The sequence below is a fragment of the Adlercreutzia equolifaciens genome, assembly GCF_029076695.1.
GTDB classification, from domain to species: Bacteria; Actinomycetota; Coriobacteriia; order Coriobacteriales; family Eggerthellaceae; genus Adlercreutzia; species Adlercreutzia equolifaciens_A.
In genome coordinates this window covers 47,060-65,883 of the sequence record NZ_JARFIK010000001.1, presented here as the reverse complement: position 1 = coordinate 65,883, position 18,824 = coordinate 47,060, and the positions used below count along the sequence as shown (strand labels likewise).

The following is an 18,824-nucleotide window of genomic DNA, read 5'->3' as shown; positions in this document are numbered from 1 at the left end:
TCATGGCTGACGTTGAAGTAATCGAAGACGATCCTATCGAGGTGCGCAAGGCGAAGCGCGAGGCGCTGATCGCCGCGGGCGTGGATCCCTATGGCCACTCCATCAAGCGCAGCCATACGGTGGCTCAGCTGAACGAGCAGTACGCGCATCTGGAGGACGGCGACTCCACAGAGGACGAGGTCACCATTGCCGGCCGCATTATGGCTAAGCGCGTCCAGGGCAAGATTGCCTTCCTGGAGCTGCGCGAGTCCGGCGAGGACATCCAGCTGTTCTGCCGCATCAACGCCCTGGGTGAAGAGGCCTTCGCGGCACTGTGCGATTTGGACGTGGGCGACTGGATTGCCGTTACCGGCACCATGATGCGCACCAAGCGCGGCCAGCTGTCCGTGGCGGTGGAATCCTTCGAGCTTATGAGCAAGTCGCTGCGTCCGTTGCCCGAGAAGTTCCACGGGCTCACGGACAAGGAGACCCGCTATCGTCAGCGCTACGTGGACCTGGTCATGAACCCCGAGGTGCGCACCACCTTCGAGCGCCGCTTCAAAATCGTGTCGGCCATCCGCCGCTACATGGAGGACCAGGGCTACTACGAGGTGGAAACGCCGTTCTTGCACGCCATCATCGGCGGCGCGAACGCCAAGCCCTTCATCACGCATTTCAACGCGCTCGATCGCGACTACTATCTGCGCATTGCCACCGAGCTGCCGCTGAAGCGCCTGCTGGTGGGCGGCTTCGAGAAGGTCTTCGAGATTGGTCGTCAGTTCCGCAATGAGGGCATGGATCCCTACCACAATCCCGAGTTCACTACCATGGAGGCCTACGCCGCGTTCAGCGATCTGGACGGCATGATGGATCTCACCGAGGGGTGCATCAAGGCTGCAGCTCAGGCGTCCTGCGGCACGCTGCAGATCGAGTACCAGGGCACACCGGTGGACCTGTCCGGCACCTGGCGCCGCGCTTCCATGATGGAGCTGGCCTCCGAGCACGCCGGCGAGGAAGTGTCCTTCGACCGCACCCGCGAAGAGCTGGTGGCCATTCTGGAGAAGAACGGCGGCAAGGCGGAAGCGGCCTGGGGCAAGGGCAAGCTCATCAGCGAGATCTTCGAGGCTGTGGCTGAGGAGAAGCTCATTCAGCCCACTTTCGTCATCGATCATCCGCTGGAAATCTCGCCCTTGGCGAAGAAGAACCCGGAGAATCCCGAGCTCACCCAGCGCTTTGAGCTGTTTATTTTGGGCCACGAGTACGCCAACGCCTTCACCGAGCTGAACGACCCGGTGGATCAGGCCGAGCGCTTCCGCGCCCAGGTGGCGGCGAAGGATATGGGCGACGACGAGGCCATGGGCTTCGACGCCGACTACATCCGCGCCCTGGAGTACGGCATGCCCCCGGCGGGTGGCGTGGGCATCGGCATCGACCGCATGGTCATGCTGCTCACCGACGCGCCCTCCATTCGCGACGTGCTGCTGTTCCCCCACATGAAGGACGAGGTGCCCGCGGGCGGTAAGGCCGCCGGCGAGGCGGCCCCCGTGGCGGCCCCGACTGCTGCCGACGAGGCCCCCGCTGCTCCCGCGCCCATCGACTTCTCCAACGTGGTCATCGAGCCTTTGTTCGAGGACGAGGTGGACTTCGACACCTTCAGCAAGTCGGACTTCCGCGCCGTGAAGGTGAAGGAGTGCGTGGCCGTGCCGAAGTCCAAGAAGCTGCTGCAGTTCACTCTGGATGACGGCACCGACGAGCCCCGCACCATCCTGTCGGGCATCCATGCCTATTACGAGCCCGAGGAGCTGGTGGGCAAGACGCTCATCGCCATCACCAACCTGCCGCCGCGCAAGATGATGGGTATCGATTCCTGCGGCATGATCATCAGCGCCGTGCACGAGGTACCGGGCCCGGACGGCGAGCCCGAGGAGGCGCTGAACCTGCTCATGGTGGACGACCGCATCCCCGCCGGCGCGAAGTTGTACTAGGCTGAAGCGCTGCGGTTCTGCCGGCTGTCGCTTTCAGTTACCAGATTACTTACAAAAGGCCCGCACCCTCACGGTGCGGGCCTTTTGTTCTAGAATCAAAGGGTGACAGTTAGTCAGGCGGCAGCCCGCTGGCGGCGGTAGTCTGTCGTTGGCGGCGGCCCGTTGGCGGCAGTCTGGTGGTACGGTAAGGGAGCGCGAAAGGAGGAGCCCATGGCGCTGAGGCGGCATAAGGACAGCGATCGCACGCGGCGCGAAGAGCTGCGCGCCAAGCTGGGCGATTCCTCCGAGTTCAAGCGCCAGACCTTCTACGCCCTGGAGAATATCCGCAAGGCGAAGCTGCCCGGGAAGATTGTCGGCATTGCGCTGTTCGTGCTTATCGTGCTGAATGCGGCCATCGTGTTCGTCTCGGCTCAGCCCGGGCTTGATCCTGTGGCTGGCGACATCATCCAGGTCTTCTACACCTTCTCCACGGCCTGCTTCGCCGTCGAATACGCTGCTCGCATATGGATCGCCGATTTGGCCTACGGCCATGTTTCCCCCGCTAAGGCCCGTTTAAAGTACATCATCTCGCCGCTGGGCATCATCGACCTGTTGTCGTTCTTCCCCAATATGCTGGCCTGGTTCCTGCCCATCACGCCGGCTTTGCGCAACGCCATCAACCTGGTGCGCCTTGTGCGCCTCATCAAGATCAGCCGCTACATGCGCGGCCTGCGCACCATCGGGCGCGTGGTGATGAACCGCCGTTCGGAAATTGTGGCGGCGTTCTTGGTTATCGGGCTGCTCATTGTGGTGGCCAGCGTCGTCATGTACGAAATTGAGCATCCGGCCCAGCCCGAGGCGTTCAACAGCCTGTTCTCCGGCCTGTGGTGGGCCGTGGAAACCGTGACGGGCACGGGCTACGGCGACATTGTGCCCATTACGGTGCCCGGGCGCATTGTGGGCGCCATTATCATGTTCCTGTCCGTGGCCCTGGTGGCCATCCCCGGCGGCATTTTCTCGGCCGGCTTCGTGTCGGAGTACCAGAACGCCAATCTGCGCAAGATCGAGCGCGACGTGAAGCGCAACTCCGAGCGCGACGATGCCCGCGATTCCGCCAAGGATTCCTCCCGCGACTCGGCGCGCGACTCCGCCAAAGATTCGGCTCGCGATTCGGCGAGGGATGCGGCGAAGGATTCCGCCTCGGGCGGGGGCGCCGGCGGCGAGCCAGACGACGAGGGCGAAACGGAGTACTAGCCAACGCTTTCGCGGCTGCCAAGGGGTGGACTCGCCATCGCTTTGCGCCAGCATGCGCAGTGCCTGTTCCCTGATCTTCGCACCCATGTACACAACGTGCCCACAACCTCGGGGTTCTTGGGTGGCAGATTTAGCAATTCCTTGACGCGAGTGCTAAACTGACTTCGAACTATTTACCGTGCCCGACGTGTCTGGTTTTCAAGAGAGCAACGTACAACAACGGGCACCAATCTGCAGAAACGAGGCAACCATGTCATTCGAGAAATTCACGGACAAGGCACGTAAAGTGCTGGTCCTGGCTCAGGATGAGGCGCGCTCGCTTCACCAGCCCTATGTGGGCACCGAGCATATTCTGCTGGGGCTCATCCAGGAGAAGGACGGCCTGGCGGCCCAGGCGCTCGAGCGTCTGAACATCACCTACGACGGAGTGGTGCAGACCATCCGCCAGGTGGTCACCATCGACGAGGACACTGACGTGTCCGGTCACTTGTCCTTCACGCCCCGCGTGAAGCGCGTGCTGGAGAACTCCCTGCGCGAGGCTATGCAAATGGGCCAGTCCTACATCTCTACCGAGCATCTGCTGCTGGGTATTGTGCGCGAGGGAGAGGGCACGGCGCTCGAGGTCCTCAGTCGCATGGGCACGTCGGGCGATGACGTGCGCGGCGCTCTGAACGATTTGGTGGGGCAGTCGGCGGTCTACGCCGGCCGCACCGGATTCGACGGCACTCCGGGCCCGTCGGACTCCATGCTCAACGAGTTCGGCACCGATCTGACGAAGAAGGCCCGCGATGGCAAGCTGGATCCGGTCATCGGCCGCGCGGCGGAAATCGAGCGCGTCATGCAAATCCTGTCGCGCCGCCAGAAGAACAACCCGCTCATCTTGGGCGAGCCCGGCGTGGGCAAAACCGCCATCGCCGAGGGCCTGGCCCAGCTCATCGTGGCCAACCAGGTGCCCGATATCCTGCGCGATAAGCGCCTCATCACGCTGGACGTGTCGGCGCTGGTGGCCGGCTCGAAGTACCGCGGCGAGTTCGAGGAGCGCCTGAAGAAGGTCATCAAGGAGGTCATGGACGCCGGCGACGTGCTGCTGTTCATCGACGAGATCCACACCATCATCGGTGCCGGCTCCGCCGAGGGCTCCATCGACGCGGCCGCCATCTTGAAGCCGCCTCTGTCTCGCGGCGAGATCCAGATCATCGGCGCCACCACGCTGGAGGAGTATCGCAAGCACCTGGAGAAGGACTCCGCCTTGGAGCGCCGCTTCCAGCCGCTTACCATCAACGAGCCCAACGAGGAGCAGGCCGTGCGCATCATGGAGGGCCTGCGCGACAAGTACGAGGCGCACCACAACGTGCACTTCACCGACGAGGCCCTGCAGGCCGCCGTGTCTCTGGCCAATCGCTACATCCAGGATCGCTACCTGCCCGACAAGGCCATCGACGTCATGGACGAGGCCGGCGCCCGCATGCGCATCCGCAACATGACGCTGCCGAAGGAGCTGCGCGATCTGGACGAGAAGCTGCGCAAGTGCCGTGCCGACAAGGACCGCGCCATCGGCGAGCAGAACTACGAGCGCGCCGCCGAGCTGCGCGACGAGGAGGCCAAGCTGAAGGCCGAGCGCGAAGAGGCCGAGAAGCAGTGGGAGGAGGACACCTCGAAGACCGTGCAGAACGTCACCGTCGAGGACATTGCCGATGTGGTGTCCATGTCCACGGGCGTGCCGGTATCCAACCTCACCGAGGCCGAAACCGAGAAGCTGCTGCGCATGGAGGGCGTGCTGCACGAGCGCATCATCGGCCAGGACGAGGCCGTCACCGCGCTGTCGAAGGCCATCCGCCGCAGCCGTTCGGGCCTGAAGGATCCGAAGCGTCCCGCCGGCTCGTTCATCTTCCTGGGCCCCTCGGGCGTGGGCAAGACCGAGCTGTCCAAGGCTCTGGCCGAGTTCCTGTTCAACTCCGAGGACGCGCTGCTGTCCTTCGACATGTCCGAGTACATGGAGAAGCACACGGTCAGCCGCCTGGTGGGCTCGCCTCCGGGCTACGTGGGCTTCGACGAGGGCGGCCAGCTGACCAAGGCCGTGCGCCAGCGCCCCTACTCGGTGGTGCTGTTCGACGAGATCGAGAAGGCGCATCCCGACGTGTTCAACATCCTCCTGCAAATTCTGGAGGAGGGACGCCTGACCGACGCCCAGGGCCGTACCGTGGACTTCCGCAACACCGTCATCATTATGACGTCGAACGTGGGCGCCCGCGACATTACCACTACCACCACGTTGGGCTTCTCGAACTCCGGCCAGAACGGCCTGTCCGATAAGGAGATCAAGAGCCGTGTCATGCACGAGCTGAAGAACGCCTTCCGCCCCGAGTTCCTGAACCGTATCGACGAGATCATCGTGTTCAAGAGCTTGACCGAGGACGAGATCGTGCAGATTGTGGACCTCATGGTGGCCGAGCTGCGCGAGCGCATGATCGCTCAGAACATGACTATCAACCTGGACGATGCCGCCAAGCGTCTAGTGGCGAAGGAGGGCACCGATACCGCCTTCGGCGCCCGTCCGCTGCGTCGCGCCATCCAGCGTTTGCTGGAGGACCCGCTGTCCGAGCAGATTCTCGAGGGCCGTTGGACCAGTGGCTCGGTGGTGGACGTTACCGTGGACGAAACCGGCGAGGAGCTGGTGTTCAACGAGGGCACGGGCTCCATTCCGGCCCCGCGCAAGCGCGATTCCATCGCCCGCGAGGCCGAGCAGCTGCTCACCAACTACGACCTGGGCCACGCCGGCGTTACTCCGTCGGCCCCGGCCGGCGCCCTCTCCGGCGGCGCCGAGTAAGTGTCAAGCAGAGCGCTTTAATCGCAGGCTGCTTTAATTAAAAGCGAGCGTCCTCCGGGGCGCTCGCTTTTTTTCTGCTTGCAGTGTCAAAAGAAGCAGATTTGATGCATGGTTACTTTCGTCCCTATCGCAAAGCGAGGCGCCCCGCATGGCAGGGGCGCCTCGCTTCTAGCGCTGTCGGGCGAAGGGGGAGGAAGGGAGCCCGATGGCGTGTCTATGAGGGTGGCACAAGCTTGTGCTGCGAAGTGTTACTCCTCGTCGGCGCGGATGGCCCAGCGAGCCAGAGAGCGTGCCGTCTCCAGGTACTCCTCGGTGCTGGCAACCGTATCCGGGGTGCCGCAGCCATTGAAGACCTCGGTGCGATACTCCGGCGAGATGATGGACAGGTCGGCCATAGTGAAGAAGGCACGGGTCACCGTCTTCAGGTAGTCGGCCGGGCAGCCGGTGCAGGTGAGCATGACGCCCGTGCGCTTGACGGGGCCGTACTCGTAGCTGTCGTTGCGCCAGCAGGGCATCCACGTACGGGTGATGGTGTCCATGAGGCGGCCATGCACGTTGTTGAAGTAGGTCGGGGCGATGGCAATAACGGTGTCGGCGCGATGCAGAGCCTGGATCACCACGTCCATGCCGTCAATGGGGGTGGTGGTGGAGCTGACGGGCGGTTCGCTGCCAATCTGCATAACGGGGTTGATCAGCAGGTTGCGCAGGTACACCACCTCGACGTCGGCCTGGTCGCCAATTTCGTCGACAACGGTCTGGGCCAGGGTGTCGCCGTTGCCGCCAACGGTGGCCGAAGACACCAGCACGGTGACGTGATGACGCTCAAGGGGCTCGGCGAAGTCACGGGTGTAGTTCCAGTCGTAGTTGAACCAGCCGTCCAGCACGTCCTCGAAATTCTGGCCGCTGTAGTCCTCGATGGTGGTGTCACCCCACTTGGCGTTGAAGCCCTCGCCGTCGTTGCGGGTGAAGCCATGGCCGCCGGCGGATTCGGCCTGGGTCGAAGTGCCCTGGGTCGAGGCCATGCTCGTCGAGGCAGCCGCAGCGCCCGAGCTGGCGGCCTTGCTGGAGCTTTCGGCGGCGGGCTGCGGAGCGCAACCGGCGGCCAGGCTAGCAACACCAAGGGCGGCGGCCGTCATAGCGGCGCCCTTCAGCATATCGCGACGACTAATCTCGTTTTCAGTTTCCATGAAGGTCTCCTTCCTGAAAGTATCGGTGTGGCGCATTCCCCTGCGCCTGCCGACTCGAGCCCTCCTGACTCGATGCGGCTCATGGTAAAGCGCAGGAAAGATCCCTGTACAATGCCGAGAAATCATTGCGTTATGACTGCGCTGCATAGTGCGCCGTCAGCGGCTTTGCGTTGTCGGCTTCCCTTCGGTCTGGCCAGGCAGAAAACTGCTCTTAAGGCGAGACGGCCTCAATTTGTAGCTTGAAGTTGCCGTAAGGGGAGAGCCTATGGTGACGTTGTCCAAGCAGGGCATTATTCAGCGCGGCATCTCATGGGAGGGGATTCTTATGCTGGAGACGTCTCAGATGCAGCGGCTTGTGGCCGTTGCCGAATGCGGCACCATAACCGAGGCCGCGGAACGGCTTTACCTGACGCAGCCGGCCTTGAGCCGGTCGCTCAAGCGCATGGAAGACGACTTGGGGGTGCAGCTGTTCGACCGTTCGCGCAAGAACGATTTTCATCTTACGGAGACAGGGTGGCGTGCTGCGGACATGGCGCGCGATATCCTCAAGCGCACAGCTGACATGGAAAGCCGCTTGCGCGCCGAAGGAAGCTCTTGCGCGGTCACCGCGGTGGGTGCCTGCACACCGCCGGCGTTGTGGGGCATGCTGCCGGTGCTTGCCAACGAGTTTCCCGAGATCATCTTCTCGTCGACCATCGTACCCACGACGCTTCTCAAGAAGGGCATCGAAGCGGGGGACTTGCAGGTGGCCTTTATGGCAGAGCCCCTGCAAGGAGGGAATCTGACGTGCTACAAATGGGTGGTGGAGCAGCTGTTCGCGGTCTTTCCCGCTTCGCATCCTTTGCACGATGCCGAAGAGGTGACGCTTGAAGAGCTGGGAAGCCAAAGTTTCCTGATCCAAGATCATGTGGGAGACTGGCTCGACATGGTGCGTCGGGAGGCGCCGAACCTTCGCTTGCTCGTCCAAGAAGACAGGGCGACGCTCTTGGGTCTGGCCCGCAGCTCGGAGTTGCCCCGTTTCATGAGCAATATGACCATGTCCTTCGACAACCTTCTTCCCGGGGAGCGCGCGGTGCCGGTGCGCGGCGCGGGCTCTCAGCTTCAGCTGTGGTGCGTGCACACCGACGATCTTGCTACGGAAATTGCCCAGTACCTCGCCCTTCATGCTCGTTCCGACGCAGCGGAGGGGTGATTGAACTCGCCCTTTTCCAGGCACTGATCGTCATTGGCTTTTTGCAGAGGATTTCGACCTGTCCTAAGGGCAGCTCGAAAAACGTTGTTGCCAACGTTCTTTGCATGGCAGATCGCTTGACTTTTAGACGTCGTTGGGCGCGGATCGGAAAAAACGGTGTAACCCCATGTCAATAAGGGAAATAACCTGTTGGATCTGTAACTTGCTCCTCTCCTTGGGGCACCGCATAAAGTGCCTATAAAGGCCTGATTGGCAAGCAGGCGTGACAAGGATCACGAGAAGTGATCGAAGAAAGGAGAGGAGAGGGCTTATGAGAAAGCAGATGCTCGGGATAACCGTTGCCTGCGGCGCCTTGGTGCTGACGTTGGCGGCCTGTGCGCCCCAAGCGGCGCCTCCCGCCGCATCGGGCGACAGCGAGGGGTCGTCGACTGATACCGCCGCGCAGGTTGATCTGCAGACCAAACCGTACAACATCCTGTCGGTGACCAACGAGAATATTCCGACGATGTACGACGAGCTGGCGGCTCAGGCGGAAAACTGGGCGCCCGAGGTGCGCACCCTTGAGGACGGCACGCAGATTCAGCGTACGCCAGACTCTGCCGACGATGTCTATTATTGGGGTGCGAAGTCGGCCTACAACACCCTGTATCTCGATGCCGACAACCGCGGATGCGAATCGTGCCACGAGAACGGCTTGGCCGACGTTGTGGATAATCACATGTCCTACCCGCACTGGAAGCTCAACAACGGTTTGGGCACCGTGGTCGATGTGAAGGACTGCATCGCGTGCCACGACAATCCCGATGCGGGCGGTCAGAACGCCTACGATGGCGCCTTCGGTCAGATGGTCCATGGCATTCACAACCGGGTGAACTTCGAGGGCGACTGCATGAGTTGTCATACGTCCGGCGCCGATGGTCAGCTTAAGGTGTGGGACGTGGAGAAGTACAACATCTTGACGGGCATCAACAAGGTTGAGAACGTACAGGGTGATTTCAGCTTCAACCAGGACCACATCCAGGGCGATAGCGTGGGCTTTACCTATCCCTGGGGCGGCGGTCCCGACGACTACACGGTTGGTCCCGAGAAGGTCTTCACTGACCAGGACTACAGTGAGTGGATGATCAATGTTTCCGGCGATGTGGACAATCCCTTCAGCATTTCCGTGCAGGAGATCATCGACGAGGGCCCCTCGGAGACCTTCGTGAGCGCCATGCAGTGCTTCGAGAACATTCCCTCCGGTGAGCTGCTGGCTCAGGTAGAGGTTACCGGTGTTCCGCTGCGCTGGATCATCGACCGCGCCGGTGTCCATGAGGGCGTCAATGCCTTTACGCCGGCTTCCTCTGACGGTTCCGACCCGCAGCCCTACAACGACGAAGTCATCGATCAGACGTGGCTGGTCTACCAGGTAAACGGAAAGCCCCTCACCCGCATCGACGGTTATCCGATCCGTATCTGGATGCCCGACCATAAGGCATCGCTGTCCCGCCGTTCCATTTCCGACATCGTCTTCGAGACGCTGCCCGAGGAAGAGGCTGCTGTGCCGTCCCGCTGGGCCAATGAGGCCGATCCCGTCGGTCGTCTGAAGCCCAACGTTGCGTTCTGCAATATCCACGAGGGTCAGGTCATCAAAGCCGGCGAGCCGTTTACGTTCGAAGGCTTTGCGGAAGGTCTGAACTACAACGTGAGCGCCCTGGAGTTCTCTGCCGATGGCGGCGAGACGTGGACGCGCTGCGAGACCCCGGACACGAATGCCCGTTGCTGGGTGTGGTGGAACTTCGCCTTCACCCCCGAAGAGCCGGGTGCCTATGTGCTGCAGGTGCGCGGTGAGACCGCTGCAGGCGGCAAGTCCTTTACCCCTGATCAAGTTATGGTTGTCGCCAAATAGCGTCGACCCGTCCCTTGTGCCGCGGTCGGCGCAGCCATGGCGCCGGCCGCTCTCAGAAAGAGAGGTGCAAATATGAGCACACTTAAGAAGACGATTCTTCTGGGCACCACCTCGGCGCTGGCCTTGAGCGGTATGGCAAGCGGTATTGCCGTGGCTGCTATGCCCGGCGACGATGGCGTGGCGGCGCCCACTGTGGCTGAAGCCCATGATGCGACGTATTACAAGACCGATATTGTCACCCTTGAAACCGTTCCCGGTGCTTTTTCCTTCGTGCAGAACGAGCTTTCGCCCAACGATACCTTTGCCAACATGGCGAAGGCCGCCCAGTTCCTTTGCGGCAGCCATGCCAAAGTTGCCGAGGACGATTCCGCTCTTGCGGGCGACTGGGAGATTGCCATTACCGGCAAGGTCGAGAATCCTCAGGTGATGACGTTTGAGGATATGGCTTCGTCGGATGCGGTCAAGAAGATGACCATGGCCTGCTCCTGCATGGGGAATCCGGCCGATGGTCGTGACGCCGGCAATGCGGAGGTCACGGGCTTGCCCATGGCGGTCATTTTGGAAGAGGCCCAGGTGGCCCCCGAGGCAAACACCATCGTGTTCACCTCGGCCGATGGCTATCAGGTTGCCTTGCCGCTCTGGTACGTAACCGAACGCTACTGCCCCCTGGTGTTCGACATCAACGGCGCCCCCATCTCGGAAGTTATCGGGGGAGCGAACCAGTTGTGGCTCGGTGCCACCTCGGCGAACTATTTTGCCCGCGACGTCGTGAGCATCACGCTGGAGGAGCGCCAGACGCCCCCGCCGGCTCCGTCAAGCGACGAGGCGCGCGAGGCCTACCAGAATCTCCCGAATGTCGGCGTTTTGCTTGGTGGGGAAGTAGCCTAAGCAAAACCGAGCGACGAAAAGCAGTCGACACCCCCCCTCCTCGGCCCTCCGCTTTCCCCGGCGGAGGGCTGTTTCTTTCGGACTTGCTGCCTGCCTATGCGCCCGTGCGGGGGAGCGGTGCATTATACTAAGGGCAGTTTCTATTTCGCATTACCCAGGGAGACCCTATGCCCCAGATCATCGATCCTGTTTTCGAGCCTTCGGTGCTGCGCGAGCCGTCCTTCGTCATGGACGACCTCGACTTCAGCGTGCTCGACTCGCCGCTGCTGCAACTGCAGGGCAAGGTGGACAAGAACCCGCAGACCGCGGCCATTATTCTGGCGGGCGGCACCGGGGAGCGCTTTGGCAAGGAGGGCGGCAAGCAGCTGGTGGAAATTGCCGGCAAGCCCATCCTCACCTGGTCGGCCGAGGCCTTCGACGCCGTGGGCGATGTGGGGCTCATCGTTATCGTGTGCCCCGAGGAGCGCATGACCGAGTACCTGTCGCGCGCCATCGATCCGTTCCCCTTCGTCACGCCGGTGGTGCTGGCTCCTTCGGGTTCCATTCGCCAGGAGTCGGCGTTCTCGGGCCTGGAAATGGTAGGGGACGAGTACGAGTACGTGGTGCTGCACGACGGCGCTCGCCCGCTGGTGTCGCCCGATCTTATTGCCCACACCATCAATACCGTGAAGGGCAACTTCGATGCCGACGGCGCCGTGGTGGCCCACCCGGCGGTGGATACCCTCAAGGTGGTGGAGGACGGCGTGATTGTGGGCACGCCCGACCGCAGCGTGTTCTGGAACGCCCAGACGCCCCAGGTGTTTCGCGCGGGCATTTATCGCCGCGCCCATGCCTCGGCCCTGTCCGATGGCTTCGTGGGCACCGACGACTCGTCGCTGATCGAGCGGCTGGGCGGCAAGGTGCTCATTGTGGAGGGCAAGCGCGACAACATAAAGCTCACGGTGCCGGAGGACTACGTGCTTCTGGCCAGCGCCGTGCGCACCATGCTGCTGAACTCCGAGCACCGGTAGGACGCCGTGGCTGCCGTCGCTCCGCGCACGAAACCGCCCTACTACGCAGGGCGTCCCATCGAGTTCTCTGGCTACGTGGACGATTTCGACCGCGCTATCTGCGCCATGGAGTTTTCTCTGGACGACGGTGCGTCCTGGACGGCCTACCCAACGGCGGCCGTCGATAAATCGCGAGGTGTGAACTGGCAGTTTGTCTATACGCCCGAGCAGCCGGGGCGTTATCTGCTGAAAGTGCGGCCTGTGACGGAAGATGGTGAGCCGTCCAACTTGGTGGCGGGGTTTGCCTTCGAGGTGCTGCCCCTTGACCGAGCGTTTGGCGCTGCCCGCATCCGACCGGTGGGCGGTTCGTTTCCCGAGGCGCGTATTTTCCGCTCCCGCGAGCTGACGGGCCTTACGGGCGAAGAGGCCTCCTTTCTTTCCCAGGCCCTGGGTATCGGCACCATTTACGACTTGCGCACGCAGGCGGAAGTGGCAGCTCATCCCGAGCCCTACATTGTGGGTATGAAAACCGTGGCCTTGGAGCCCGCTACCGAGCATCGCCGCAAAGATGCCGACAAGCGCCTAGTGGCCGGCGTTATCGGCAAGTACGGCGCCCCCGAGGAGCGCATGCTGCGCAATTACCGCCGTTACGTCGACGAGCAGCCGCTACTGGGCAAGGCCCTCCGATCATTGGCCGCCGAGGGCCGTCCTGCGCTGATCCACTGCGTGAACGGGAAGGATCGCACGGGGGTTTTGTGCGCCACGCTGCTGCGGGTGGCCGGGGCCGACGAGGACGCCATCATGGCCGACTACCTGCGCGTCAATGAGGACCACCGCGACCTTATCGCCGAAGAGGCGGAACGCTTGGGCTCGGGCATGACCGCCCAGGAGCACGCCTGTCTTATGAGCTTCATCGAGGCGCGGCCGGCGTACCTGCGCGCTTATTTCGATGAGATCGATGCGCGGTATGGGTCGTTCGAGCGCTACACGACCGAAGGACTGCACTTGACGGGCGAGGCGGTAGAACGTCTTGCTTTGCTGGTGCGCTAAATTTCACGGAAAGGATCTCTCCCATGGATATTCGCAACCTCCGTACCGGCCTTGGCATGGACGTGCATGCCTTCGCTGAAGGTCGCAAGCTTATTCTGGGCGGCGTGGATATTCCGCACACCCAGGGTCTGCTCGGCCATTCGGACGCCGATGTGCTGGCCCATGCCATCTCCGATGCGTTGCTGGGGGCGGTGCGCGGGGGAGACATTGGGAAGCTCTTTCCCGACACCGATCCGGCCTACAAGGACGCCGACTCGCTGAAGCTGCTGGCGGAAGTGGCCAATTATGTGCGCGCCCAGGGGTTCGAGATCATCGACGTGGACAGTGTGGTGGCCGCCCAGGTGCCCAAGCTGTCGCCCCATCGCGAGGCCATGCGCCAGAACCTGGCCGCTGCCATGGGCCTGCCGGTAGAGAACGTGGGCGTGAAGGCCACCACCACCGAGTGGCTCGGCTTCGAAGGTCGCGAAGAGGGCATTACCGCCTATGCCACGTGCCTGGTGATTCGGGCATAAGTCCGCTTTCCTTAAAACACGCCAGCTGCCTTAAGGGTGCACGAAGTACGAGGGTGCTTCATGCGCCTTGCGCTCGCAAGCAGCGTTGTTGACGGTCGTCCTACTCTAAGGACATCTTTTTGCGCACGGGGAGACAGTAGGCGCTGATGGTCTCGCTGGTCTGATTGAACAAGCGTCCGAAGCGACAGAGACTTTCGCAATAGGGGTCAGCGGAAAGCTCGAGGTTTTTAGCCGCCGCGTAGTCGCGCAGACGTTGGAAGCGATCCTGGTCCAGGGTTTCGCCGGCCGTGCCGAACCCATGATTGACGTACATGACCAAATGAAGCCCCTCGGGGAATGGTACGGCCTCAACGAAGCAGTCTCCGTAGCTTTCGTCCACTTCGACAAAGGCGCAGCGTGACCACAGATCCTCTTCGTCTAAGGCGCTACGCGGGGCAATGAAGCCGACGTCATGGAAAAGCGAGAGGGGCCAATCGCGCTCGATGATGGTCTGCTTAACGTGACGCACCACCCATTCCCACAAGTCGCTGCCTGAAAGCTCCTCCTGGTGCCAGGCCATTTCCTCGAGAGGGGGAAGAGGGAACTCCAGCCGGTAGCGGGGTCCGCGGCGCTCCACGATAATCTGGTCGTACAGCGGGGTGTCGAAGTACGCGTCGCAGTCTGAAAGCAGGTCGTTCACCAAGCGCTCGGACAAGTCGAGGGCTTGGCGTTGCTCGGCAAGGCGTTGTTGCTGCTGCAAAAGCGCCTCGTGCAGCCTTCCGATGCTGCCGGCCTCCTCGATCTCTTTGATTTCATCAAGCGACAGGCCGATGGTGCGCAGCTGGGTTATGAGATCCAGGGTGGTCGACTGGAGAATGCTGTAGTAGCGAAACCCCGTTTCCTCGTCGACGAACTCGGGCTCGAGGAGTCCTTTCTTCTGATAAAAACGCAAGGCCTTCTCGGTGATGCTGTTGGCGGCGGCCATTTGGCCGCACGTCAAGTAATGCCGCTGACTGGCGGTTCTCGACATAGTATCCCTCCTCAATGACCAGCAGGAATACAGCACCGTCAGACGGGTCCCCTCTGTATTCTCTCCCTTGGTATTTTACCGCTTGATCAGGAAAAAACTGCGAACTTTTGGGTTGCATCTGCCCTTAGGGCAGCATCTAGGATGCGAGGTAATCGACGTTCGATCAGCGAGGGGTTACGCCGCATCGAACGTTTTCCTGAAGCCCAAAGGGGGCTTCGCATTGAAAGGGGGAGCAGATGAAACTCTGCCGAAAACCACGGGCAATTCTTGCTGCCGGGGTGATGGCCACGATGCTGGCCGTCGCGCTGACGGCTGGGTGTTCGCCCAACGCATCGCCCCAGGCGACGTCGGAGGAGGGCGCGGGTGCTGCGTCCGCCACCGCGGCCACGGAGCAAACCTCGAAGGCGGCCATGTTCTCGCCAAAGTACAATCCTGACGGGCCCGTTATCACCCAGGAGGAAAACGGCACGCTCATCGAGCGCACGCCGGTGTCCGGCGACGATTACAACGTCAAGGTGCTCGATGCCGATGTGCGCGGCTGCTATGCCTGCCATGGCAACTTGAACGAGCTGATGCTCAGCTACTATCCGCAGCACAATCCCAGTCAAGGTCTGGAGGGGGTCAACCCCACCATTAGCCAGTGCCTCGACTGCCACAACCGCGCCAGCTATGCGGGTAACTTGGGCGGCATGCTGCACGCCATCCACAATGTGGAAACCGACGGGGAGGTGGGATGCTTCAACTGTCACTCCACAACGGTAGAGGGCGGTTTGGCCCTGTGGGATCAGGTGAAGTACGACGAGCTGAAGGGCATCACGCCAGTTGAGGACGTAAACGGCACCTTTACCTTCGATCAGGACCTGACGGTTTCTCAGGACCAGATGCCCAATGCGCAGTGGCTCGGCAACGATTACGACCTTATGCGCTTCGACAATACGGCCGATAACAAGCCGCTCGATCAGGAGATGTTCGATACCTGGGAGATCTCCATTACCGGCGCCGTCGCCGAAGAGAAGACCTGGAAGCTGGTCGACCTCATCGATGAGGCCGAGAAGGCCGGCGTAGTAGTTACCACGCCGTTGGTGGCTCAGTGCACTATTAACCCGCTGGGCGGCGAGGCCATCGCCCAGGTGGAGGTCACGGGCATTCCGCTGGAATGGCTCTTGGAGAAAGTGGACATCAACGACGACGCTGTGGGTGCCATGTGGTACACCCCCGATGGAGAGCGTGCCGGCTATCGCGGTGTGAATCTGGACGAGCTGCCGGGCCACACGTCGCTGCTGGCCTACCAGTTCAACGGCGAGCCGCTTTCCTGGAACAACGGCTATCCCTGCGCGCTGTGGATTGGCGGCATTTGCGCTGATCATATCTCGAAGAACTTTGCCGAGCTGCGCATCAGCGACGAGGATCATTCTTTGGGCGCCGAGGGTGTGCCGTTCCCCGGCGAGGGCACGCTGCAGTCCTCCGGCAAGCCGAACCTGGGCTTTATGAACACGCTTGAGGGTACGGTCATCCAGGCTGGTCAGCCCTTCACCTTCGAAGGCTGGGCCAATGGCTTCGATGTGCCGGTTACCGCGTTGGAGTTTTCCATGGACGGCGGCGAGACGTGGCAGCGTTGCGAAACGCCGAACATCGACAACAACCGCTGGATTCACTGGCAGTACGAGTTTACCCCGGCGGCCGAGAACGGCGATACGGCCTATGTGCTGTGCGCCCGCGCCATCGATGCGACCGGTCGTGTGACCCCCACCCCCATTAAGGTGATGGTGAACGCCAAGACCGAGATGCCCCAGCCTACCAACTAGGGATCCAGGAGGAAGATCATGAACGATACGACCAAGAAAATTGCCGGCACGGCTGGGTCGCTGATCCTGCTGGGCTCCATGGGCGCCGGCGCGGTGACCGCCTTCGCCGAGGAAGCGCCCGAGGCGGCGCCCCAGAGCGCCGAGGTGACTGAAGGCGCCAGCGCCGTGCGGGCAGCGGCCGAGGCAGTGCAGGGAGATTTCTCCTTCACCCAGACGGCTGTCAGTTCCAACGAGGCTATCGCCCGAGCCATGGGGGCCGCCGCTTACCTATGCGGCAGCGGCGTCTTCGAGGGCGACGACTTCGTCGGTGATGTGGAGGCGTGGCCTATTGCCGTGGGCGGCGACGTGGAAAACGGGTTCGTGGCCACGGTGGCCGACTTGCAAGCCGATCCCGAGGCGCAGAAGTCCATCATGGGCTGCTCCTGCGCGGGCAATCCCGCCGACGGTTCAGCAAGCGTCAATGCCGAGGTTACCGGTGTGGCCGTGGCTCATTTGCTGGAGATGGCCGGCGTGTCCGAGACGGCGAACACCGTGGTGTTTCGGTCGGCCGACGGCTATGAAGTGGCGCTTCCCTTGCGTTACCTTACCCAGCATTACTGCCCGGTGGTGTTTGCCGTGAACGACAGCCCCCTCGTGCAGACGGTGGGCGGCGCCAACCAGTTGTGGCTCGGTTCCACTTCGGCGCGTTATTTCGCCAAGAACATCGTCTCAATTACGGCTGAGACGCGCCAGACGCCGCCTCCGGCGCCAGGTTCCGAGGAGGCGGGCGACACCTATGCCAACCTTCCCAATATCGGTGTTTTCTTTGGCGGCGACGTCGCCTAGGGAACGGGGCGCCCGTTTCGGGGGCTACCTCCCTCCCTCCGCTGCTTCCGGACGGGCGCCTTTTGACGCGAGGTAACACGAACGGTCCGTGCTCCTGCTATGATGGGGCGCGGGCCTTTTCACGAAAGGAGCACGCCGATGATCCCCCGCACTGAGGGTCACGTGGGTGTACCGGTTCGCTTCAAGGGCACGGCCTACGACTTCGGCCATGCCATTACCGCTATTCAGTTTTCCTTGGATGACGGTGAGCACTGGACAACCTATGAGACGCCGGGTACCAACGATTATCAGAATCTTACCTGGACCTTCGACTACACGCCCGAGCAGCCTGGCAATTACGTGCTGCGTATTCGCTCGGTTAACGATAGGGGTGACGTAAGCCCTGAGTCGGCCTTTGCGGAACTGCACGTCGAGCCCTAGGGGCAGCAGGGCCTGAGTGGCCTCCGTGAGGCCCTCGGTGACCGCTGGATGCCTAGGAGGCCGTCGTCACCTGCTCCACGGCCTGGAGCAGCTCTTGCACGTGGGCCGAGGGCTGCGGGGCATGCAGGATGCCGAAGGGAAGGGCGTAGTCCCAGGCCACGGGCTTGGACACCATAAGCGGATGCGCATCTTGCCACGGGTCAATGCCCACAAGAATCTCGCTGCTCTCCTCGCAGCGATTTAGAATGTCCAGGTTGATGAAGGGAAATTCCTCTATCTCAATGGCCTGATCGCTCGCTCGCACTTCATCGATGAGTTGGTCTGTCTCACGGTTCCAGCCGCGCTGGATGACCAGGAGCTTCTGCCCCTTCAGATCGTCGAGGGCCAGCGACTCTTTGGCAGCCAGGGGATGCGCGGCGGACATGATGGCCCGTAGCGGCTCTCGGGAAAGCTCCAGGGCGGCGCAGCCTCGACTTTGGAGGAACGCTTCGTCGTAGGCGCCGGCGACGATGTCGATGTCCTCGCCTAAGTTTGCCAGGATGCGCCGGGCGTTTTCCGGGGTGTTCTCGAAGGTGACGAGCTTGATGGTGGCGCCCGGGCACTTTTTGAGCACGCGGGGCCAGAGGGCTGTCAGAAACGTGCTCGGTGTCATGGGCGAAGATCCGACGCGGATGACGTGGCGCGTGGCGGCATCGGCTTGACGGGCTCGCTCGGCCGCTTCACCGCAAAACTGGATGATGTGGCGCGCGTCGTCGTAGAGCGACTGACCCGCTGCGGTAAGGGACAGGCCGCGGTGCGTTCGATTGAACAACATGACGCCCAGATTGGCCTCCAGCAGGTTCATTTGCTTGATGACGGCGGTAGGGGAGATGTACAGATCGGTGGCAGCTTTCGAGAAGCTGCCCATGTCGGCCACTTTGAGAAACGTGTCAAGCTGATGGTTGTACATGGGGTGCCCTTTCGCTTCGCGAATGAAACATCGAACATTTCGAGCGCCAAGCCCCCTGCCAGGGGTTTCTCTTATTGTATACGGGT

15 protein-coding genes are annotated in these 18,824 nt (G+C 62.0%); 12 read left to right on the top strand and 3 right to left on the bottom strand.

All coding sequences use genetic code 11. From position 1 onward, the window contains the following. Positions 1–2 precede the first annotated feature (2 nt). The 3 genes from lysS (at position 3) to PZH32_RS00245 (ending at position 6,024) form a co-directional block, all read left to right on the top strand. The gene (lysS, locus tag PZH32_RS00255) at positions 3–1,964 is read left to right on the top strand and encodes a lysine--tRNA ligase (protein ID WP_275205628.1); all 1,962 of its coding nucleotides are present in this window, start codon (positions 3–5) and stop codon (positions 1,962–1,964) included. A gap of 210 nt (positions 1,965–2,174) precedes the next feature. Beyond that, the gene (locus tag PZH32_RS00250; protein WP_275205627.1) at positions 2,175–3,197 is read left to right on the top strand and encodes an ion transporter; all 1,023 of its coding nucleotides are present in this window, start codon (positions 2,175–2,177) and stop codon (positions 3,195–3,197) included. 250 nt (positions 3,198–3,447) lie between these two features. Next, positions 3,448–6,024: an ATP-dependent Clp protease ATP-binding subunit gene (locus tag PZH32_RS00245; protein WP_275205626.1), complete on the top strand. Its 2,577-nt coding sequence runs from the start codon at positions 3,448–3,450 to the stop codon at positions 6,022–6,024. Positions 6,025–6,272: 248 nt separating this feature from the next. Here the strand turns inward: PZH32_RS00245 and PZH32_RS00240 are convergent, their stop codons facing one another. After that, on the bottom strand, positions 6,273–7,211 hold the full coding sequence (locus PZH32_RS00240) for an NAD(P)H-dependent oxidoreductase (RefSeq protein ID WP_275205625.1): 939 nt from the start codon (positions 7,209–7,211) through the stop codon (positions 6,273–6,275). A 265-nt stretch (positions 7,212–7,476) separates the two neighbouring features. On the opposite strand from PZH32_RS00240, the gene PZH32_RS00235 reads away from it, so the two are divergent. From PZH32_RS00235 to ispF, 6 genes are all read left to right on the top strand, one after another. Then, positions 7,477–8,403, top strand: coding sequence for a LysR family transcriptional regulator (locus PZH32_RS00235; protein WP_275205624.1), 927 nt, complete (start codon positions 7,477–7,479; stop codon positions 8,401–8,403). 310 nt (positions 8,404–8,713) lie between these two features. Beyond that, positions 8,714–10,291, top strand: a complete 1,578-nt coding sequence (locus tag PZH32_RS00230; protein ID WP_275205623.1) for a molybdopterin-dependent oxidoreductase — start codon at positions 8,714–8,716, stop codon at positions 10,289–10,291. 72 nt (positions 10,292–10,363) lie between these two features. After that, complete coding sequence (locus PZH32_RS00225; protein ID WP_275205622.1) at positions 10,364–11,179, top strand: molybdopterin-dependent oxidoreductase; 816 nt, start codon at positions 10,364–10,366, stop codon at positions 11,177–11,179. A gap of 167 nt (positions 11,180–11,346) precedes the next feature. Continuing rightward, a complete protein-coding gene (gene ispD, locus PZH32_RS00220) occupies positions 11,347–12,189 on the top strand; it encodes a 2-C-methyl-D-erythritol 4-phosphate cytidylyltransferase (protein WP_275205621.1) in 843 nt (280 codons plus the stop codon). Between the two features lie 6 nt (positions 12,190–12,195). Next, complete coding sequence (locus PZH32_RS00215; protein WP_275205620.1) at positions 12,196–13,218, top strand: tyrosine-protein phosphatase; 1,023 nt, start codon at positions 12,196–12,198, stop codon at positions 13,216–13,218. Positions 13,219–13,241: 23 nt separating this feature from the next. Further along, entirely contained in the window at positions 13,242–13,730 is a 489-nt protein-coding gene (ispF, locus tag PZH32_RS00210; RefSeq protein ID WP_275205619.1) for a 2-C-methyl-D-erythritol 2,4-cyclodiphosphate synthase, read from the top strand. Positions 13,731–13,830: 100 nt separating this feature from the next. On the opposite strand, the gene PZH32_RS00205 is transcribed toward ispF, so the two are convergent. Further along, a complete protein-coding gene (locus tag PZH32_RS00205; protein WP_275205618.1) occupies positions 13,831–14,739 on the bottom strand; it encodes a MerR family transcriptional regulator in 909 nt (302 codons plus the stop codon). 236 nt (positions 14,740–14,975) lie between these two features. Here PZH32_RS00205 and PZH32_RS00200 point away from each other — a divergent pair, with 236 nt between their 5' ends. From PZH32_RS00200 to PZH32_RS00190, 3 genes are all read left to right on the top strand, one after another. Then, positions 14,976–16,544, top strand: a complete 1,569-nt coding sequence (locus tag PZH32_RS00200; protein WP_275205617.1) for a molybdopterin-dependent oxidoreductase — start codon at positions 14,976–14,978, stop codon at positions 16,542–16,544. An 18-nt stretch (positions 16,545–16,562) separates the two neighbouring features. Next, positions 16,563–17,369 (top strand): molybdopterin-dependent oxidoreductase, encoded by an 807-nt coding sequence (locus PZH32_RS00195; protein WP_275205616.1) that lies wholly within the window; start codon positions 16,563–16,565, stop codon positions 17,367–17,369. A gap of 138 nt (positions 17,370–17,507) precedes the next feature. Next, complete coding sequence (locus PZH32_RS00190; RefSeq protein ID WP_275205615.1) at positions 17,508–17,789, top strand: molybdopterin-binding protein; 282 nt, start codon at positions 17,508–17,510, stop codon at positions 17,787–17,789. Positions 17,790–17,841: 52 nt separating this feature from the next. On the opposite strand, the gene PZH32_RS00185 is transcribed toward PZH32_RS00190, so the two are convergent. Next, on the bottom strand, positions 17,842–18,738 hold the full coding sequence (locus tag PZH32_RS00185; RefSeq protein ID WP_275205614.1) for a LysR family transcriptional regulator: 897 nt from the start codon (positions 18,736–18,738) through the stop codon (positions 17,842–17,844). Positions 18,739–18,824 lie beyond the last annotated feature (86 nt).